The organism is Parendozoicomonas sp. 2304DJ65-17, assembly GCF_058148445.1.
The window spans coordinates 22,197-40,307 of the sequence record NZ_JBYVJV010000011.1 but is presented as its reverse complement, the minus strand read 5'-3'; the positions used below and the strand labels follow the sequence as shown (position 1 = coordinate 40,307).

The window sequence follows — 18,111 nt, the reverse complement described above, 5'->3', positions numbered from 1 at the left end:
AACAGAGGTTCTTTCCTGAGATGGTTTCCAGGAAAGACTCAAGTGTGACTGAGATCTACTGTCAGCGGCTTCAGTCATCTACATATACCATTGGCCCTAAAAATGTTAAGACTGAAAAAAGGGCGTGAAGTTTTTATGCTGGATTGATTCGCTAACTGAATGGTTAGATGGGGAGCTAGATAAAGGAAAGTTTTTTCTTATGATGAATGTTCTTTCGAAAGCTCGACGGGCTTTCACCGGTCCAGCGTTTGAAAGCCCGGCTGAAACTGGCCGAATCAGAAAAGCCCAGGTCATGAGCGATTTCCGTCGCAGAAGTGGCTGTTTGGCTGAGAATGTTTATCGCCTGTTCTTTTTTTATATCATCAAGAATTCGTCTGTATGATGAGTTCACAGAAACCAGTTTTCGTTGAAGACTTCTGGTGCTGACACCAAGTGCTAGCGCCAGGGATTCCTGAGACTCCTTGCCGCTCAAACACAACTCATGCAACTTATTCTTAACTTTACCAACAAAGCATTGATTCAATTGCTTGAGGTATTTGTCTAATAGCTCTCTGTTGGTATTCGCAATAACCTGGTTTGCCGTTGCTATCGGCTTATTTATAGCGTTAGCTTTAAGGCCGAGTTCAAGGTTCTTTGATTCGAAGTAAAGCGGGCAGGGAAATGCCTGATGCCAGATTTCAGGATCTTTGGGTGTTGGGCGCGGTAACCGGATTTGTAGAATATCTGTGTAAGCAAGACCAAGGTTATTGGTTATGACCTGGAATGTAATGGCTGCGACAGCATCCATAGATTCTGCACAAGGGACGGGATAGTGGTCTCGCACCTTAAAGATCATATCCATCTGAGTTGCACCCTCATACAGCGCAATCTCCAAACCTGTACCAATCACTGCTGAGAATCGAGCCATAAGTTCAAGGGACTCTTTCACACTGTTACAGGCTTGCACTGTAAAAGTGTATGTGTGGAAATGGTTAAGGTGAAAATTCCCAGCTGCCAGCAGGCCTATCTCTTGAGAGTCGGTTACCCGCACTGCAGCTTCCCATAATGTATTTACTTTCTTTACCGGAATGCGATGTTCCATCTGGTGAAAGAATTCAGGGTTTATTTTAGCTTCAACAAGAAGCGGTTCAACCGGAATATTAAGATGCTGAAGGGTTTTAATAAGAGGTAAAATAGCAGAGCTTAGAATCGTAGATTCGTCATCAACTGTAATCGCTTGCGCTATATTTCTTTTTGTCATTTCAGATCAAAGTTCTGTCTGTTTTTATCAAGCTTTCCCTGCGTTTGCGGTTATACCATGACCATATTCCAACAACAAAAATATTATAAGAAAATAGGGATCATATGAGTTCTATTAAAGCGGCGGCTATTCAGCTGGATGTTAAGGCTGGCAATGTATCTGCCAACCTTGAACATGTGGAATCACTTTGCCTTGACGCTATTGCCAAAGGTGCTCGCTTGTTGGCGCTGCCGGAATTTTTTACAACGCGCATTGTGTTTGATCCAAAGGTTTTTGATGCTGTTTTACCGGTAAACAATGAAGCGGTTGACCTTCTGGTAAGTCTCGCAAAAAAACATGAATGCCAGATTGGTGGCTCTATGCTGATTGCTGATGGTGATGACGTTTATAACCGTTATCACTTTGTAGAATCCGATGGAACCATTCATACCCATGACAAAGATCTGCCCACTATGTGGGAAAATGGCTTTTATACAGCCGGCCATGATGATGGGCATTTTGAAACAGCAGCTGGCCGTGTTGGCGCTGCAGTATGTTGGGAGCTTATTCGAACCCAGACAGTTAACAGATTGCTTGGAAACATTGATCTGTTAATGGCAGGTTCTCACTGGTGGACAATGCCGGATAACTGGGGAAGTATTTGGACAAAAGTCACGGCACCGAACAAACTCTACAACAGGTATCTGGCTGAAAATGCTCCGGTTGAAATAGCTCGTCGCCTTGGGGTACCCGTTATTCACGCATCTCACTGTGGCCATTTTGAAACTCTGAGCAGTTGTCTTCCGGGTACAACACTGGGGATGCCATTCCATTCAGAGTTTGTTGGCAGCACGCAGATTATTGATGCTCACGGAAAGGTTTTGGCCAGCAGGCAGGCTTGTGAAGGGCCTGGGGTTGTTCTTGCTGATATCCAACCGGGAGCAGTTACTCCTGTGAAAGAGTTAGAAGAATCATTCTGGATTCCCGCATTACCGGCAATGCTAAAGCTCAGCTGGCATCTCGATAGGTTATGGTCGAAATCCTACTATTACCGAAAAGGGCGCCAGCTGGGGTTGGATGCCGCCCGAAGAGCTATGAATAACAATAACTCTTAATCTTTATAGCCGGGATTAACTCTATCCAGTAAGCGCAATAATCCCGGCCAAATCAGTTTGCCTGGATTTCCCTGCATTACAACGGACGTTTGTTTGCGAACAGCTTCCAGAGTTTCACCTGAAATATTCAACAACTCAGGTGCACTCTGAGCTTTGATTTGAATTTCACAGGCTTTTGCCAGGTTATACATGTGGTAGAAAGCATGAGATACCGTTTCACCACAGGTCAGTAAACCATGATTACGCAGAATCATACTGTTGGTATCGCCAAGGTCTTTCTGTAACCGGGGCTGTTCTCCGGAAGTCAGCGCCAGACCTTCATAGTCGTGGTAACTCAGGGAGGAGAGCACCAGCATTGAATGCTGGGAGATCGGCAAAAGGCCATTTTTCTGAGCAGCTATAGCCACGCCTGCACTAGGGTGCAGATGGATAACACAGTGAGCGTCACTACGAGCCTGATGAATGGCACTGTGAATACAAAAACCTGCCGGGTTCACGGGATAAGGGCTGTTATCGAGTTTATTTCCCTGCTGATCAATCCTGATCAGGCTTGAGGCGGTGATCTCACCAAACATCATTCCAAAAGGATTAATCAGGAATTCATTGTCAGTTCCCGGAACACGGGCGGAAATATGGGTAAATACCAGGTCATCCCAGCCATAATGAGCAACCAAACGGTAACAGGCGGCAAGATCCTGCCGAAGTTGTTGCTCTGTCATAGTGTATCTTCCCGTGTGATGCTGGTTGGGACGGCAGTGTAGTCAGTATTTATGATTTATGGAGTTACACGCACGGGGCGACTGTGCTGACGGTAGGCCCGGCAAAACTTGACCCAGTAATCAATAGAAAGCAGGGTTGCTGCTCTTGGGTTCTTTTGCAGATATTGTTGCCATTGCTGCGGGTTGGAAGATTGATAAACCTGCAGAACTTCTGGATATTCCTGCAGGCGGCAGGTTAACCACTGCTCTGCCAGCTCTTCTTCACTTGCCCATACCAGCTGAAACACAAACCAGTTTTGTAGGAACTGCGCTGTTGTGTCACCAGTGCTTGGTTCGAATGATGTTTGTTTGGCCAGCAGGTTCTGGTATTGCCTTGCAGAGGTCAACTCTTGATCGATCAGTGAACGTTTATCGATGACTTCTTGCAGTTTTTTGATATCAAGGTTGGCAAACAGAGTACTGGTTTCCAGACAATCAAGTAATTGCTCCACTCCCTGCAAAAAACAGTGATGGCTAGATGATTTAGCCAAGGCGCTTGATTGTTGATAGCGCGGAGTTTCTCTCAGAAACCTTTCCAAGGTGGATATCAGGCAACTGTCCAGCTTGAGTAACGACTGTCTTTGTCTGGAGGTGAGATGATTTGCCTTATGGGTATGAATAAGATCGTGCAGGTGTGTCAGTGATGCGTACCATAAGCCGTCAGCCTGAGTCATGCTGCCTTGCAAACCACCATGCCAGAGAGCATAAGGATGTTCGCCGATTTCTCTGAAAGCTTTCAGCTGTTCCCAACTTCCACCACTGAAGGTCGCTTTGAGCTGAAGTTTTTCATCGGTATTACCTGCACATTCTGCAATGGCTGTAAGCAGACCTGATGACGCAATAATCAGTTGGTTCTGACTTCTGATAAAACGGATGCCAGGCATCAGGCTCATATAGTACTTTAAGAGGAAAGCTTGATGATTCTGCAGTGAAGTTGCAGGTGATTCGTCATCATCCACGAGCATAGAGTCTGGGCGACCCAATAGTTCTGCAAACTCCGGGGTGAGATTAATGACTATGCAGGGTTCGTCTTTCGCGGGTATTTCTGTTCTGCGTTCAAAGTAATCAATAACCTGTTCAGAAATATTGAGCTTGTCTGCAACATCGGAGTAGGGGGCGCACTCAACAGACAAAGCCGGAGCTTTAAGATGGCAGAAGGGCTCGGGCATGCGCTCAGGATATGCAAACAGTGTCACCATCAGCTGATGGTAGAGATTCAGAAACTCATGATCATTCAGATGACCATTTCTCAATCCCCAGTAAAGGGTGTCACAAGTGGCTGGATCTTTATAAAGCTCGCAATGTACTCCTGATTTCAGCAACGTTTGTAGCTTTTCCCGGTGACAGGTATCGGCGCAGGCTTGATTAAGGTGTTCACTCTCTTCCAGAGATACCAGAGAGGTCAGCCGTTTGAGAGGGCTATACTCAACAGTGGCGGGCTGATGTATTACCGGGCGGTTGTGAATTCTTACACGGTGCTGGGCAGATAATCCGGATTCTGCGGGTACAGGCATCTGCCGCCGCAACGTGACAGGGGAGAGTTTGTTGGATGCATAATTCCGAACGGCTCCCCAGAACCTGTGTACACCTCCAACAAATGTTTGCCTTGCCGCCTGCATAATAACGCTCACTGGTTAATGAGAGTTGTTAGATACAGGCAGGGCTTATTTGTTAATAACTGTTGTGTTAGAGGTTGAGGAACCGCTGCTCGCCGCAATACACCGTAGCCCGGCCCGGGCGGCAAAAACCAGCAAGGGACAATCCATATTGTTCGGCGAGTTCAACGGCCATGGTTGTGGCGGCAGAAACGGCCATTAGAATCTCAACACCTGCTGTGGCTGTTTTCTGCACCATTTCAAAGCTGGCGCGGCTGGTGATCATAATAGCTCCATCTTCCCAGCCGTTTTTGGCTCGCAGGCCGATAAGTTTGTCCAGGGCTACATGGCGGCCAATATCTTCCCGGATACCTAGCATTTCTCCATCCCGGTTCAGCCAGAGTGCAGCATGAGTAGCACCGGTGCGACTGCCCAGATACTGGCTGCTGCGCAGGAAGCCTTTCAACAGTGGATCAAGGTGGTTGAGGTCAAAGCTCTGATTGGAGGGGAGTGGGGATACGGGCCTGACAACACTGTTAAGCTGTTCGGTTCCACAGATACCACAGCCAGTCCGGCCTGCCAGTGACCGTTTGTGCTGTTGAAGTTCACTGGCCCGGCGGCTGGAGAGTTCTAAGTGGATTTCTATCCCTCTTTCAACAGGAACAATATCCAGTCCGTAAATCTCTACAGCATTATTAATAATGCCTTCACCCAGAGAAAAGCCCAGAGCAAAATCTTCAAGATCAACCGGGCTGCACATCATTACCGTGTGAGAAATACCGTTATATACCAGGGCAACGGGGACTTCGCAGGCCAGTGTATCCTTTCCCGGTGAGAGTACGTGATCAGTCACTGAACGCCAGACGGAACGGGAGTGAGTTGGTTGAGCCGAAACAAAATCCATACGACAGTGCAATCCTGAAGGTTTAGGTCTTTTCCTATGATATGTAAGCGACGATGTTTTTATATATGACGAGCGTCACAAGAAAGTTCCTCCCATAGTAAGAAACAGTTAGTAGAGCTAACAATCCCGCTAACACGCTGGTCAGCACTGGGCGGGATTCCTCAGGGCAAGTGCTGGTCAAAGATTGGCAGTAGAATATCTGATGAGGAAAAAGCCGTGCTGGTCAAAGAGCTTGAATCACTAAAAGCAGCTGGAGAGCTGATCACCTTGAATCTGGAAGGGGATGAAGAGGCTCTTACTGGTATTGTTCATACGGTAAACACCCGTGTTACCGCGATGATCCTGTTTAGTGATAATGGCGATTATGAGGGCTGGACCTTGTTTGATACAGCCAGCGTAACAGGCCTGTTCTGGGGGAATCGCGAACACCGCGCTATCGCCCGTTTAATTGATACTAGCTTTGAACGGGTGTTACCGATAAAGAGCAAAATGTCTTTTGACCACAGCGTGGTAGAACTGGGCTGTCGCTTAGAATGCATTGGCATTTTCACTTGTGGTAATGAGGGCGATGAAAACTTCGATATGGGACGGGTGATTGAATATGACAGCCGTTGGCTAAAGATTCAGTCCTTTGGCTCTAAGGATACTCTTTCTCGAGGTTGGAAAATGATTCCCCGTGAAGATGTCGTTCGTATTGAGGTGGATAGCCCTTATATGAACCGTTTACTTTCTCTCTATAAAGCAGCATTAAAAGAGAACATTTGAAGCTGAATGAGTCTTCAACAGAAGTCCAAGAATTTGCTGCACTACTCGAGACTCACCCACGTCTTAAGTTTCTCAGCCTTTCCTTTAGATCAATAGTTGATGCTTGTCTCTCATAGATTTCTATCCCGATCTTTTTGCGAGCACCTTCCCCTTTTACAAAGGTATCAATATGCTTTTGTGTGATTAGTTCAGCCTGCTCCGGGTCTCTGGCAATGGTGCGAAGCCGATTAGAGAAGCCATCTTTTAGTAATGATAATTCCAGGTCGGAAATACTGCCGTCGAGAGCTTTTAACGGCAAAGCCGCCCAAGTGTCCACTAATTCTTGCAGGTCGGTAATTCCCCGAATGTAAGAATTAAGTTCACTATAAGAGTTCGGCAATATAAGAGCCTGAGTTGATGGGTCTGTCCCCCCCGAACTTGAGCTCTTGAATGGCCCTTTGGGTATTGTCGTTGGTGGTTCAGGTAGGTTTTCAAGGTCCTTTTTGAGTTTTTCCGCTCTCGCTTTATTTTCTGCTTCCAATCTTTTCATTTGGTCAGGCCTGGGATCTACAGGGCGATCACTGGGGCGTGATTTTTTAATATTGTCTGATTGTGTTGAGTACCCTGGTTTGGTGTTGGGAGGAGCTGGGGCAGACTTTCTAGCCTGAGGTGGAGATTGCCTATAACGTCTTGAATACTCCTGAACGTCTGGGTCATTAGCCAGAGCAGCAATTCCCTCATCAAACGCGTCATCAAGTTCAGGATCATTGAACAAGTCAGCTACTTCCTTATCGCTCATTGGCTTTGGACTGTGATGAGTTTTTAATTGAGAGGAAACAGCTTTGTGCTGCTTTGAATAGGCCTGTACATCAGGGTCATCCTCGAGCATGGCAACTAGATCATCAAATTCAGAGTCATCCATCAGATCGAGAGGATCAGTATCATTAGAATCTTTTAGAACGGGGGCGCTGGTTTTAGGTGCCTCTTTAGGTAGCGAATTCTGAACTGTTTGAGGTTTTGCTTCAGTATTTCCCTTACCGGCAATATTCTCCTGACGCTGTGGCTGTTTCTGGACAGGTTGCTCCTGTTTAAGCTGCTGTAATGCCGCCTGCTTGTTGCTTGCAACGATAGCCCCGGAGCGTGGAATCATGGGCTTAACATCTATAGCAGGAAGAGCAACAACCTTGCTTCGATTCTGCAGCAAAACAGCGGAAGGCTTGGAAGTGGTGAAAGCCTTCACCAGCTGAATCAATTGTTTGCCATTGGTTGGAAACAGACTGCGCCCAAGACGAAATACAGTCTTGACCTTGGTTTTGGCTTTGACCTTGGCTGGCTGTAGTTGCTGATTGTTAACAGAACTGCTTGAGTTAACATTTCCTGAAACTGGCATAGGCAATCCCTTCCATAATCAAGTTCAGTATAGAAAGTTGACGGCTATCCGCATTTCATTGTGGAAACAGGGAAATATGGATATCTCAGGGGTTGGACGGGATAGTTAGCCCGAAAAGGCTATTTGGCGTTGTTAAGGCATGCTTTTATTCGTATCCTTTTTCGACTTATAACTTAATAAATATTGCTGTTCTCCCTGCTGGCAGTAGATAGCCCCTTGTTTTTCCGGAGGTTACTTGGATTCGCTGATTATTCTCTCGCCCCTGTTTCTGGGGTATTTCATTAAAGTATCCAGCCCTCAATGGTTGAAAGCCATTGATAAAGCCCTGCTGGTTATTATTTTTTCCATCCTCTTTATTATGGGAATGGAAGTAGCTGGACTGGACAATCTGGCTCAGGAATTAAAAGGGATTGCCAGTGTTGTAGGTGTATTGATTGGCCTGACCCTTTTGGCCAACCTCATAGCTTTGCCTGTGGTTGACTGGTTTTTGCCTTTACATCTGAGTCATGGGCGCGGAGAAACCAAGCTTCTGAAGATGTTGCAGGAGTCTTTGCAGTTAATTTGTGCCGTATTGCTGGGCTTTGGCGCAGGCCTGTATGTGCATATTCCCGTGCATTATCTGGAAACTCTGACCATGGGCATCCTGATGTTGCTGCTACTGCTTATTGGCGTGCAGATGCGTGCCAGCGGTATGAATATGCGTCAGATATTGCTCAACCCCCGTGGGCTGGTGATTGCTTCAATTGTTTTAATCAGCTCTCTGGTGGCTGGGGCGGGCACCGCTTTATTCTTTGAGATGCCTGTACCTCATGGATTAGCTCTGGCATCTGGAGTTGGCTGGTATTCTCTATCTGGTGTGCTGGTGGGTTCTGAACTTGGCCCGGTGATGGGCTCGATAGCCTTTTTGTCAGATCTTGCCCGAGAGTTGATTGCCCTGATCATTATTCCAATTCTGATGCCCCGCAGCCCGGCCAGCGCCATCGGTTACGGTGGGGCAACGTCTATGGATTTCACTCTGCCGGTGATTCAGCGCAGTGGCGGGCCGGAAACCGCGCCAGTGGCGATAGTTTCCGGATTCCTGCTATCTTTCCCAGCACCAATTCTTATACCGTTGTTTACAGCAATGGCCTGACATCTCTTTAGTCAGGTTTGAATCAAGCCGCTTTATCCAATGGTATAGGCGGCTCTTCTTCGGCCTGTGCTCCAGTATCCGCCCAGCGCATAGTCAGCAACGTTGCCAGACTGCAAATCACGGCACCTATGGCAAAAGGAATAACCGTGCTGTTAAAGGCACGGCCAATGCCGATCCCAATAATTAACGAAATTACACCACTTACCAGACTGATAACGGATGATGCGGTACCAGCCAGGTGACCAAGGGGTTGCATGGCAATCGCATTCATATTGCCAAACAGAAAACTCAGGCAGAAGAAATATCCCGCCATCAGACATATAAACAGGGGCAGTGATAACTCTGAGCCAAACCAGAGGGCGCAGCCCAGTAACAGAGTGCTGAATACTATAAAGCCACTGATCGCTGTGTAACTCAGTCTGTGCATACCAAGACGGATGACCAATTTGGAGTTCAACAGACTTGCTGCCCCATAAACCAGCGCCAGCATGGCAAAGTAGTAGGCAAATTTGTCGGCGCTGTTAAACACATTCTGAAAAATCTGCTGGGAGGAGAGTAGGTAGCTGGTAAAAGTACCGGCAACTATTCCCGAAGCCAGCGTATAACCAAGGGTGACACGGTGAGAGAATGTCTCACGCACCCCCTGGTTAAAACTGGAAAAGTTAAACGGTCGGCGTTTGGAAGGCGAAAGAGTTTCCCGTTGCCGCAGCCAGTACCAGGCTGTTACTACACTTCCGGCCAGAGCCAGAATGATAAAAATTGTCCGCCAGTGACTCAGGGAGATTGTTATCTGACCAGCCATTGGTGCAATACAGGGCACCAAAATAAACAGCGACATAACCATGGACATAATTCGCGCCATAGCACGGCCTTCATAAAGGTCCCGAACAATGGTGATCGACAGAATCCGCATCGCCGCTATGCCACATCCCTGAAGGAAGCGGCCAGACAGAATGGTAAAAAAGTCCTGCGCAAACAGGCAGGTAATACTGCCGGCAAGAAATATAAATGAACCGGTAAGAACTGCAGGCTTTCTGCCAACTTTATCGGACCAAGGGCCGTAAATAATTTGGCAGATAGTCATACCTGCCATAAAGGCAGAAATAACCATTTGTCGGTCATTGTCGTTGGTAATGCTGAGATCAGTACCAATCATGGGAAGAGCTGGCAGCATCATATCGATAGATAGAGCCACCAGTGACATCATAAAAGCGGTAAGGGCAATAAACTCCCAATCAGACAAATGCTTTTTAGTGTTAGAAGAATTATTAGACAACGTGTGGAAATCTCCTGAGAACCTGCATTCACACAACCTTGTGAATGCCGATACTCAGGGTAAAGGAAATGATTCTCACGAAACAGAGCCAACGGTTTAATATTTTTTATGGACAAGATAGAAGTTCAATATACGCTGCCTTCAATATCCAGGCAGGTCAGGTAAAGGCGTAAATCCAGTTCAAGAAAATGATAATCCGGTTCCATATACGTGCAGAGTTTATAGAACGCTTTGTTGTGATCTTTCTCTTTCAGGTGAGCCAGTTCGTGGACAACGATCATGCGTAAGAAATCCTCAGGCACTGTTTTGAAAACAGATGCAATACGAATTTCATTTTTGGATTTCAGCTTGCTGCCCTGCACCCGTGAAATCGTTGTGTGCAGTCCAAGGGCGTGCTTCATTACATTGATCTTGTCGTCGTAGACTACCTTGCTCAAGGGCTGAGACTTTTTCAGGTACTGGTTCTTTAACTCCAGAGTGAAGTCATACAACGCCCGATTATTTACCAGCGTGTGTGGCTGGGGATACTTCTTGAGCAGATAGGTTTTCAGGCGTTGCTGGGAGATCAGTGCATTAGCCTGTTGCAGAATATGGGGTGGGTAACCTTGAAGGTATTTCAGCTGTTGCTCTGTCAAAGTTGTCCTATTGGGTGTGCCCGTTACAAACGGGCATTGTGAACAAGTTTTCTCAATGCTTAAAGGCTATTCAGGGTTTCCTGTTGTTGCTGAAGCCTTTGGTTCATCTGGTCTCGGGCAACCTTGGCCTGTTCTATAAGTTCAGGATACTGACTTAACAGCTCAAATGGGTGGTTTATCTGGGTAGGGTCTGGTAGTTGACTTTTTACCTCCACTTTTTCCTGTTTCTCTACAGGTTTTTCCGGCAAAGGAGGCAGTGATGGAATGCCGCGGGAATCTACAGTAATTACGGCGACAGGCTGGTTTCCCAGAGAAGGTGCTTTATCAGAAAAATGCCAGTTACCTTCATCATCCTGCCAGCGAAAAACAGAGATAGGTTGTTTTCCCTCAGCGTCGTTTGTGCTTTGAGTGATTTGATCTTCGGCAGATTTTAAGAACTGGTCGAACTTGGATGTCAGAGTATAGGTATAGCCCTTGAAATCTGGCATTTCAGGAACAAAGTCATCAGCAGTCAATATTGGCTTGCCATTGGGTCCCGGAAGAATAAAAGGAACGGATAGCATTGATCCAATAAAAGCGGTAAATACTATGCGGTTAACCCAGCGCTTTCCTTGCGACATGATTGTTCTACTTCTTAACGGTTGCTGTGATTATTAATGGCAAGCTTGCTCGAGCTGTTGGGTGAACGCAACACTTTTCGTGGTAGTTCCGGTGTATGATAAAACCAAATTATTTTCGGTCGGCGAGGAATGCCGGTCTGACCAGGATCCTACATGCGAATTCTGCACACATCCGACTGGCACCTTGGCCAGCACTTTATGGGCAAAACCCGGGAACAGGAACACCGGCTGTTTATTGACTGGCTGCTGCAAACAGTCAAACAGCAAAAGGTTGATGCGCTGGTGATTGCCGGGGATATTTTTGATACCGGTGTGCCTCCAAGCTATGCCCGTTCCCTTTACAACCAGTTTATTGTGGAGTTGCAGAAAGCCGGGAATTGTAAGCTGGTGGTGTTGGGCGGCAACCATGATTCTGTGGCTACGCTGAATGAATCCCGCACGCTTCTGGCTTGTTTGAACACCACTGTAATTAGCGCTGCCAGCACTGATCCTGAAAGTCAGGTTGTGGTGTTAAATCGTACCAATGGAAAACCTGGCACTGTGTTGTGTGGTATTCCTTATATTCGCCCAAGGGATGTTTTGGTCAGTCATGCCGGTGATTCTGGTGAAAGCAAACAGCAGGCATTGCTGGCGGCAATGACCGAACATTATCAAGCGGTTTATCAGCAGGCAGAAAAGCAGGCCAAAAAACTTGGTTTGCCAATAATCGCTACCGGGCACCTGACCACAGTTGGCGGAAAACTCTCCGAATCGGTACGGGAAATTTATATCGGCACGCTGTCAGCATTTCCTGCGTCAGCCTTTCCGCCAGCGGATTATATTGCTCTTGGGCATTTGCACCGAGGGCAGACTGTTTCCAATCATGATCATATCCGTTACTCCGGTTCTCCTATTCCACTGAGCTTTGATGAAAGCTCTGGGCAGAAACAGGTTCTGCTGGTGGATTTTGAAGGAGAAAGCCTTAGCAAAGTTACGTCTGTTGATGTTCCCTTATTTCGGAAACTTGCCAGTCTGAAAGGAGATATTGACTCACTAACCAGACAGTTTGAAAAACTGGCGAGCCAGAAGGCTGATGACCAACTCACACCTTGGGTTGAAGTTGTTGTAGATGGTGATGCCTGGGTCAGTGATCTGCAAAGCCGTATTCAGGAAGTGACTGATGATTTACCGGTAGACGTGTTGCGAGTGCGGCGCAAACGGCAGGAGTCTTCATCAAACCTGTCCAGAGATGATCGGGAAACCCTGGCCGAACTGAAAGTGGCCGATGTCTTCGCCCGTCGCCTTGAATGTGAAGAGTTGGGTGAGAAAAGTGGTAAAGCTTTGTCGCAAGCTTTTCAGGAAATTGTTGCAGAGATTGAAGAAGAGAAACTGTTGGGTTCAGTTATCCAGAAAAGCACTCAGGAGGAGAACGCAGAATGAAAATCCTGAGTCTGCGGTTGCAGAATATTAATTCCCTGAAAGGCGAGTGGAAGATTGATTTCACTGCTTCGGACTTTGTTGATAACGGCCTGTTCGCTATTACCGGGCCTACCGGCGCTGGTAAAACAACTTTGCTGGATGCGATTTGTCTGGCCCTTTATCACCAGACGCCTCGGTTGCATGTATCTGCTTCTGATAATGAACTGATGACTCGTCATACCTCAGAGTCTCTGGCAGAGGTGGAGTTTGAAGTTAAAGACAAAGTGTACCGGGCATTCTGGTGCCAGCGTCGTGCACGGGGCAAAAGTGATGGTCGCCTGCAGGCGCCACAGGTTGAGCTGGCCCATGGGAATGGCGAAATCATTACTACCCGCATTAATGACAAACTCAACCTGATAAGTGAAATCACTGGACTGGACTTTGCCCGCTTTACCAAATCCATGTTGCTGGCTCAGGGAGGCTTTGCCGCTTTTCTGGAAGCTTCCGCCAATGAGCGTGCGGAACTGCTGGAAGAACTGACCGGTACAGAAATTTACGGTGAAATTTCCCGGCGGGTATTTGTCCGTATGCGGGAAGAAGAAGCGGAACTCAAGCTGCAACAGGCTCGCTCAGAAGGGATGGAACTGTTGAATCAGGATGCCATTGTAGAGCTGGAAACCGAGCAGACCACCCTGAAAAATCAACAGGGCGATGTGAAAAGCAAACACAAAGTTCTGGTTGAACAGAAACAATGGTTGGAAGCTGTCAGCGCGAAACGAAAAACCGTTGAACAGTGCGAAAGTAACTTCCAGAATGTTTTACAGGAGCAAAAAGAACGCGCGGGTGATCTGAAAAAGCTGGAAGATGCTTTACCCGCTCTGGAAATTCGCCCTGCCTATGATGCCAAACTGAGTGTTCATAAGCTTCTTGAAGAACGGCAGGAAACGTTTAACAAGATGGCCGGTGAACAGTACCAGACCAACGAAGCTCTGAAAGCCAGTCAGGGGCAAGTGGATGATGCTGAGAAAACATTAAAGCTCAGCCGTGAACAACAGCGAGAAACCGAAAACCTGATTGTCAGCAAAGTGATTCCTCTGGATAGCCAGATCACTCAGCTGCGCAAACAGTTAGCAGAAGTGACTGAAGAAGAGTTGCAACAGCAGGCAGGTGTTAATCAAAAGCGTGAGTTGCACAAAAAACTTCTGGCAACACAGGCGGAAACTCAGCAGCAGCTTGATAAGGCGAATGTGTATTTAACCACCCATGCTGCTCATCAAAACCTAGGTGAGCAGTTGCCGGTCTGGAAGCACCAGCTCCAGAACCGCCAGCAACTCCATTCAACTCGCCAGCAGTTCCAGCAGCAAATCACTGATTTAGATAAACAGCGTCTGGCATTCAGTAAAGATGTTGCCAAACAGGCTCAGATATTAGCGACCAGCCAGAAATCTCTTCAGACAGTTGAACAGCAAACTCTGGAGATGGATAAGCAATACCAGGCAACGCTGGGCGGCAAAGACGAAACTGTATGGCGGGAGCGGTTGGAGAAGTACCAGAACCAGCGCCTGCCTATGCAAACGCTGGGGCAGCTATTAGAGAAAAACCGTGAAGATGGTTTGGCACTTCATCAGCAAAAACTGACTCTGGGTGAGCACCAGACAGCGTTAAAAACAAAACAACAGGAGCTGGAGCAGTTTCGTATCCAGTACCGCAGTGAACGACAGCAGTTTAAAGATTTGGAGTTACTGGTTCAGCAGGAGCAAACCATTGCCAGTCTGAGCGAGCACCGCCAGAAGTTGCAGGAAGGCGAAGCCTGTCCGCTTTGTGGTTCTCTTGAGCATCCTGCTATAACGCAGTATCAGCAGATAGCTCCTTCCAATACCGAGTGGCGTAAACATGAAAAAGCTCAGTTATTGGAAGGCATGGAAAAACAGGGCAAAGATATGGGGGCGGAAGCTACTCGTTTGGAAACCCTGATATCTGCCACAGAAAAAACCATGACTGAAATCCATAGGCAGATAGATAAAGGTCTGGCTCAGTGGAAAGACATTTGTGCCAGCCTGAATGTTGAGCTCGATATTAATGATGCGGATGGCGTGCATCGCTGGCTGGAAAAGTGTCAGGATCGCGGCGAAGATTTGGCCGCATTAGTTCAGCGCCTTGATGTGATGAACCGTGATCGTCAGCAGAATCAACAACAGCTCCATGATCTGCGTGCCAAAGCTGATGCTGCTCATCATCAGCATGAACTATCCCAGCAGAAAATGGCGGAGTTTGATCGACAGCTTGAGGATATCAATATCCAACAGCAGAAGGTGACTCAGGATATTGAACTGCTGGAACAAAAGTTTGTGGAGGTATTGGCCGCGGCGTCTCTGTCTCTTCCAGAATTAGCAGAACAAGACGTATGGCTCCAGCAACTGGATCAGAATTGGGAAGCATGGCAACAGAACTTCAAGCTTCAGGCAGAAGGTCAGAAACAGGTTGATCGTTTGAATGCTGATGTTGCGCTGATCAACAGCGAACTTGAGCAGTTGCAGGAACAGTTAAAGAAAATCAGCGAACGTAAAACTGAGAGCCAATCCAGCTTGCAGGTTCAGGAATCTGAACGGAAAGCCCTGTTTGGTGAACGCAATGTCAGCGAAGAACGACAGCGATTGCATGATTTGGTGACAACCGCTGATGCGGCTTTTGTTGAAATGCAAAAACAGCAGGAGGTGCTCGCTGCTCAGGCGAGCACGCTGGCCGGTTCTATTAAGCAGCTGCAGGGTAATATCGCAGAGCTTGTAGAGCGTCACCAGCATGCCATTACAGACTGGAATCAGGCACTGGAGAAAAGCCCATTTGCCACTCTGGAAGATTATGAGCAGGCTTTGTTGTCTACCGAGCAGCGTATAGAGTTGGAAAAGTTGAAGCGTCAACTCCAGCAACAGCAAGATAGTGCCGCAGCGTTGCTGGAACAGGCTCAGACTGAACTGAAAACTTTGCAGGAAGAACCGAAAACTGAGCAAACACTGGAACAAACCTCAGAAGCTCTGACTTTGGCAGAAGCGGAGGTGGAACGTGTGGCTGACCGATTGAAAGAGATATTTATTATTCTCAAACGTGATCGGGACAGCCGCATGAGCCAATCTCAGATGTTGGCGGATATCGATAAACAGAAAGAGAAACTCTCTCTGTGGGAACATCTGAACAGCCTGATTGGTTCAGCCAAAGGCGACAAATTCCGTAAGTATGCTCAGGGGCTGACACTGGATCATTTGATCTGGCTGGCAAACCGACAGCTGCAACGTTTGCATGGTCGTTATCAACTGCAGCGCAAAGGCGGTGAAGAGTTGAGTCTGGAAGTGCTTGATACCTGGCAGGGAGATACCGCCAGAGATACCAAAACATTGTCTGGTGGTGAAAGTTTCCTGGTAAGTCTGGCTCTGGCTTTGGCACTGTCTGATCTGGTCAGCCACAAAACCCGCATTGATTCGTTGTTCCTTGATGAAGGTTTCGGAACCCTTGACCCGGAAACTCTAGAAACCGCGCTGGATGCTTTGGATAACCTCAATGCTAGTGGCAAGATGGTGGGAGTGATTTCTCATGTGGAAGCATTGAAGGAACGGGTGCCGGTGCAGATTGCTGTTTATAAGGAGCAGGGGCTGGGGTATAGCCGTCTGGATAATCAATACCGATATGCGGCAGAAAGCGTTTAATCCAGTTGGAGCATAAGGCGTTTTGAATTTTGCGCCCTGTTCTCGTTTTGGGAAGCAGGGCTTTCTTATAACAACTTTCTTGCACAGCAAAACGTCTAAACTGAAAGGCTTTCTTTCTGTGAACTGATTGTTGTGCTTTCCAAACTGAACGTCAGACTGCCAGCCCAGTTATTGCGCTGGTATCTCGTGCTGGTGCCTCTGGCCTGGCTTTTTGTTTTACTCAGTATTTCAGCGATTGCCGGTGATTCTTATGAAGAACGTCTCTGGGTAACTCTGCTCTGGTCTCTGCAGGGGGGCATGGTCGCCTATATCGTTGTTATGAGCGGTTTGTTTATGAGGCGCCTCTACAAACAACATCGTCGTATTGGTTTTGGCCTATTTCCTGAACACCTCCACATCGTCATTATCCCGATTTACAAAGAACCGTTTGATGTGGTCTCCAGAACATTGGAAAGCCTTGAGCAACAACGTTTGGGCGCGAGAGAACATGTCGCCGTGTTTATCGGTTTTGAGGAGCGGAGCCCTCATATTGAAATATTCCAGCAACAATTGCAGGAGCGGTTTGGGGAGAGTTTCTGTTTACTGGGCAGTACGATTCATCCATACGGTTTGCCTGGAGAAGTTGTTGGCAAATGCAGCAATGCCCGCTGGCTAACCCGCTATGCCGAGCAGGAAGTCTGCAAAGCTTTTCCTGATAAAAACCCAGAGACGATGATTCTCAGTTCACTGGATGCTGATACACAGTACCACCCCAATATGCTGGCACTGCTTAGCGAAGATTTTTTCAGTTTGCCTGAAAGTGAGCGACATACAGTGATCTGGCAGGCCGGGCAGTTTTTTAACTGGGGCCTGAGTGACTCGAATTTTCTCACCCGCATAACATCTATCTACCGAACTCTGTGGATGATCGGTTTCAACATTCCGATAGGTGCCCACTGTATGAGCACATTTTCATCATCTATGAAATTGTGTGTGAGTAATGATTACTTTAACCCTGAATTTCAGATGGATGATATGCATTATTATGTGAGCTGTATGGCAACAACCAAAGGGCAGCTTACGCTTCGGCCTGTTTATCTGCCGGTTATCTGTGGGCCAACCTCCGGAGATAATAACTACATGGAGTGCAAAGAGTGGGCATTACAGGGGCATCGCTGGAGCGTCGGGGCTTTTGAAATTTTTCATGTCGTGCTGATGCGGTCAAAAGAGCTGGGGCGCAAACAAACCTTTCTTCTGGGGTTGAAGATATTCTTTATGTTCCTGTTCTTTCAGAGTGTGATGGCGCTTTGCACGGCGCTTTCGTTTACTGTGTGGGAACACGGTCTGCTTCATCAGAAATATCATTGGCTTTGGATGTTTCTGACTTTGATGCCTGTCGTTTTCACTTTATGGGCGCTGGTGGTGGATGGGATGTTGGTTTCCCTTATGGAGTTGAAAGAGGAACGAGTGTCTCTAACGCGAAATATTAAAGACTTCGTGCTCTCACCGTTGGTGTTGCTGAGTTATAACCTTCTATCAATATTCGCTTTGCACCACCTGATGTTGAGGGGGAAAACTATCTGTATCCATGAACCCTGCAACAAGGAGTTTCTGGAGTCAGATGAAAAGAACTGAATCCAGACATCCT

At 47.3% G+C, this 18,111-nt stretch carries 14 protein-coding genes; 6 read left to right on the top strand and 8 right to left on the bottom strand.

Annotated features, from left to right (window positions below; genetic code table 11):
* Nucleotides 1-175 precede the first annotated feature (175 nt).
* Nucleotides 176-1,240, bottom strand: coding sequence for an AraC family transcriptional regulator (locus ACY2RR_RS21135; RefSeq protein ID WP_490110175.1), 1,065 nt, complete (start codon nt 1,238-1,240; stop codon nt 176-178).
* Nucleotides 1,241-1,344: 104 nt separating this feature from the next.
* Here ACY2RR_RS21135 and ACY2RR_RS21130 point away from each other — a divergent pair, with 104 nt between their 5' ends.
* Nucleotides 1,345-2,334 carry a carbon-nitrogen hydrolase family protein gene (locus tag ACY2RR_RS21130; protein WP_490110174.1) on the top strand — a complete coding sequence of 330 codons (990 nt, stop codon included), beginning with the start codon at nt 1,345-1,347 and terminating at the stop codon, nt 2,332-2,334.
* Here the strand turns inward: ACY2RR_RS21130 and ACY2RR_RS21125 are convergent.
* The 3 genes from ACY2RR_RS21125 to fdhD all read right to left on the bottom strand — a co-directional run bounded on the left by ACY2RR_RS21125 (nt 2,331) and on the right by fdhD (nt 5,591).
* Entirely contained in the window at nt 2,331-3,053 is a 723-nt protein-coding gene (locus ACY2RR_RS21125; protein ID WP_490110173.1) for a class II aldolase/adducin family protein, read from the bottom strand. The two genes, ACY2RR_RS21130 and ACY2RR_RS21125, sit on opposite strands and share 4 nt — an antisense overlap.
* A gap of 56 nt (nt 3,054-3,109) precedes the next feature.
* Nucleotides 3,110-4,606, bottom strand: a complete 1,497-nt coding sequence (locus ACY2RR_RS21120; RefSeq protein ID WP_490110172.1) for a hypothetical protein — start codon at nt 4,604-4,606, stop codon at nt 3,110-3,112.
* Between the two features lie 172 nt (nt 4,607-4,778).
* Entirely contained in the window at nt 4,779-5,591 is an 813-nt protein-coding gene (gene fdhD, locus ACY2RR_RS21115; protein WP_490110171.1) for a formate dehydrogenase accessory sulfurtransferase FdhD, read from the bottom strand.
* 216 nt (nt 5,592-5,807) lie between these two features.
* Here fdhD and ACY2RR_RS21110 point away from each other — a divergent pair, with 216 nt between their 5' ends.
* Nucleotides 5,808-6,356, top strand: a complete 549-nt coding sequence (locus ACY2RR_RS21110) for a hypothetical protein (protein ID WP_490110170.1) — start codon at nt 5,808-5,810, stop codon at nt 6,354-6,356.
* Nucleotides 6,357-6,408: 52 nt separating this feature from the next.
* On the opposite strand, the gene ACY2RR_RS21105 is transcribed toward ACY2RR_RS21110, so the two are convergent.
* Nucleotides 6,409-7,725 (bottom strand): hypothetical protein, encoded by a 1,317-nt coding sequence (locus ACY2RR_RS21105; RefSeq protein ID WP_490110169.1) that lies wholly within the window; start codon nt 7,723-7,725, stop codon nt 6,409-6,411.
* Between the two features lie 235 nt (nt 7,726-7,960).
* On the opposite strand from ACY2RR_RS21105, the gene ACY2RR_RS21100 reads away from it, so the two are divergent.
* A complete protein-coding gene (locus ACY2RR_RS21100) occupies nt 7,961-8,857 on the top strand; it encodes a LysO family transporter (protein ID WP_490110168.1) in 897 nt (298 codons plus the stop codon).
* A gap of 22 nt (nt 8,858-8,879) precedes the next feature.
* On the opposite strand, the gene ACY2RR_RS21095 is transcribed toward ACY2RR_RS21100, so the two are convergent.
* From ACY2RR_RS21095 to ACY2RR_RS21085, 3 genes are all read right to left on the bottom strand, one after another.
* Nucleotides 8,880-10,133, bottom strand: a complete 1,254-nt coding sequence (locus ACY2RR_RS21095) for a multidrug effflux MFS transporter (RefSeq protein ID WP_490110167.1) — start codon at nt 10,131-10,133, stop codon at nt 8,880-8,882.
* Between the two features lie 125 nt (nt 10,134-10,258).
* Entirely contained in the window at nt 10,259-10,768 is a 510-nt protein-coding gene (locus ACY2RR_RS21090) for a M48 metallopeptidase family protein (RefSeq protein WP_490110166.1), read from the bottom strand.
* Between the two features lie 59 nt (nt 10,769-10,827).
* Entirely contained in the window at nt 10,828-11,388 is a 561-nt protein-coding gene (locus tag ACY2RR_RS21085; RefSeq protein ID WP_490110165.1) for a hypothetical protein, read from the bottom strand.
* A gap of 153 nt (nt 11,389-11,541) precedes the next feature.
* Here ACY2RR_RS21085 and sbcD point away from each other — a divergent pair, with 153 nt between their 5' ends.
* From sbcD to ACY2RR_RS21070, 3 genes are all read left to right on the top strand, one after another.
* Nucleotides 11,542-12,807: an exonuclease subunit SbcD gene (sbcD, locus tag ACY2RR_RS21080; protein WP_490110164.1), complete on the top strand. Its 1,266-nt coding sequence runs from the start codon at nt 11,542-11,544 to the stop codon at nt 12,805-12,807.
* Nucleotides 12,804-16,484 carry an SbcC/MukB-like Walker B domain-containing protein gene (locus ACY2RR_RS21075; protein WP_490110163.1) on the top strand — a complete coding sequence of 1,227 codons (3,681 nt, stop codon included), beginning with the start codon at nt 12,804-12,806 and terminating at the stop codon, nt 16,482-16,484. The genes sbcD and ACY2RR_RS21075 overlap by 4 nt, the downstream gene beginning before the upstream one ends.
* 132 nt (nt 16,485-16,616) lie before the next feature.
* A complete protein-coding gene (locus tag ACY2RR_RS21070) occupies nt 16,617-18,098 on the top strand; it encodes a hypothetical protein (RefSeq protein ID WP_490110162.1) in 1,482 nt (493 codons plus the stop codon).
* Nucleotides 18,099-18,111: the final 13 nt, after the last annotated feature.

What these genes read in the sequence shown, in the direction of transcription:
- ACY2RR_RS21135 (WP_490110175.1), bottom strand. Translation starts at nt 1,240, where the DNA reads ATGACAAAAAGAAATATAGCGCAAGCGATTACAGTTGATGACGAATCT.
- ACY2RR_RS21130 (WP_490110174.1), top strand. Translation starts at nt 1,345, where the DNA reads ATGAGTTCTATTAAAGCGGCGGCTATTCAGCTGGATGTTAAGGCTGGC.
- ACY2RR_RS21125 (WP_490110173.1), bottom strand. Translation starts at nt 3,053, where the DNA reads ATGACAGAGCAACAACTTCGGCAGGATCTTGCCGCCTGTTACCGTTTG.
- ACY2RR_RS21120 (WP_490110172.1), bottom strand. Translation starts at nt 4,606, where the DNA reads ATGCCTGTACCCGCAGAATCCGGATTATCTGCCCAGCACCGTGTAAGA.
- fdhD (WP_490110171.1), bottom strand. Translation starts at nt 5,591, where the DNA reads ATGGATTTTGTTTCGGCTCAACCAACTCACTCCCGTTCCGTCTGGCGT.
- ACY2RR_RS21105 (WP_490110169.1), bottom strand. Translation starts at nt 7,725, where the DNA reads ATGCCAGTTTCAGGAAATGTTAACTCAAGCAGTTCTGTTAACAATCAG.
- ACY2RR_RS21085 (WP_490110165.1), bottom strand. Translation starts at nt 11,388, where the DNA reads ATGTCGCAAGGAAAGCGCTGGGTTAACCGCATAGTATTTACCGCTTTT.
- sbcD (WP_490110164.1), top strand. Translation starts at nt 11,542, where the DNA reads ATGCGAATTCTGCACACATCCGACTGGCACCTTGGCCAGCACTTTATG.
- ACY2RR_RS21075 (WP_490110163.1), top strand. Translation starts at nt 12,804, where the DNA reads ATGAAAATCCTGAGTCTGCGGTTGCAGAATATTAATTCCCTGAAAGGC.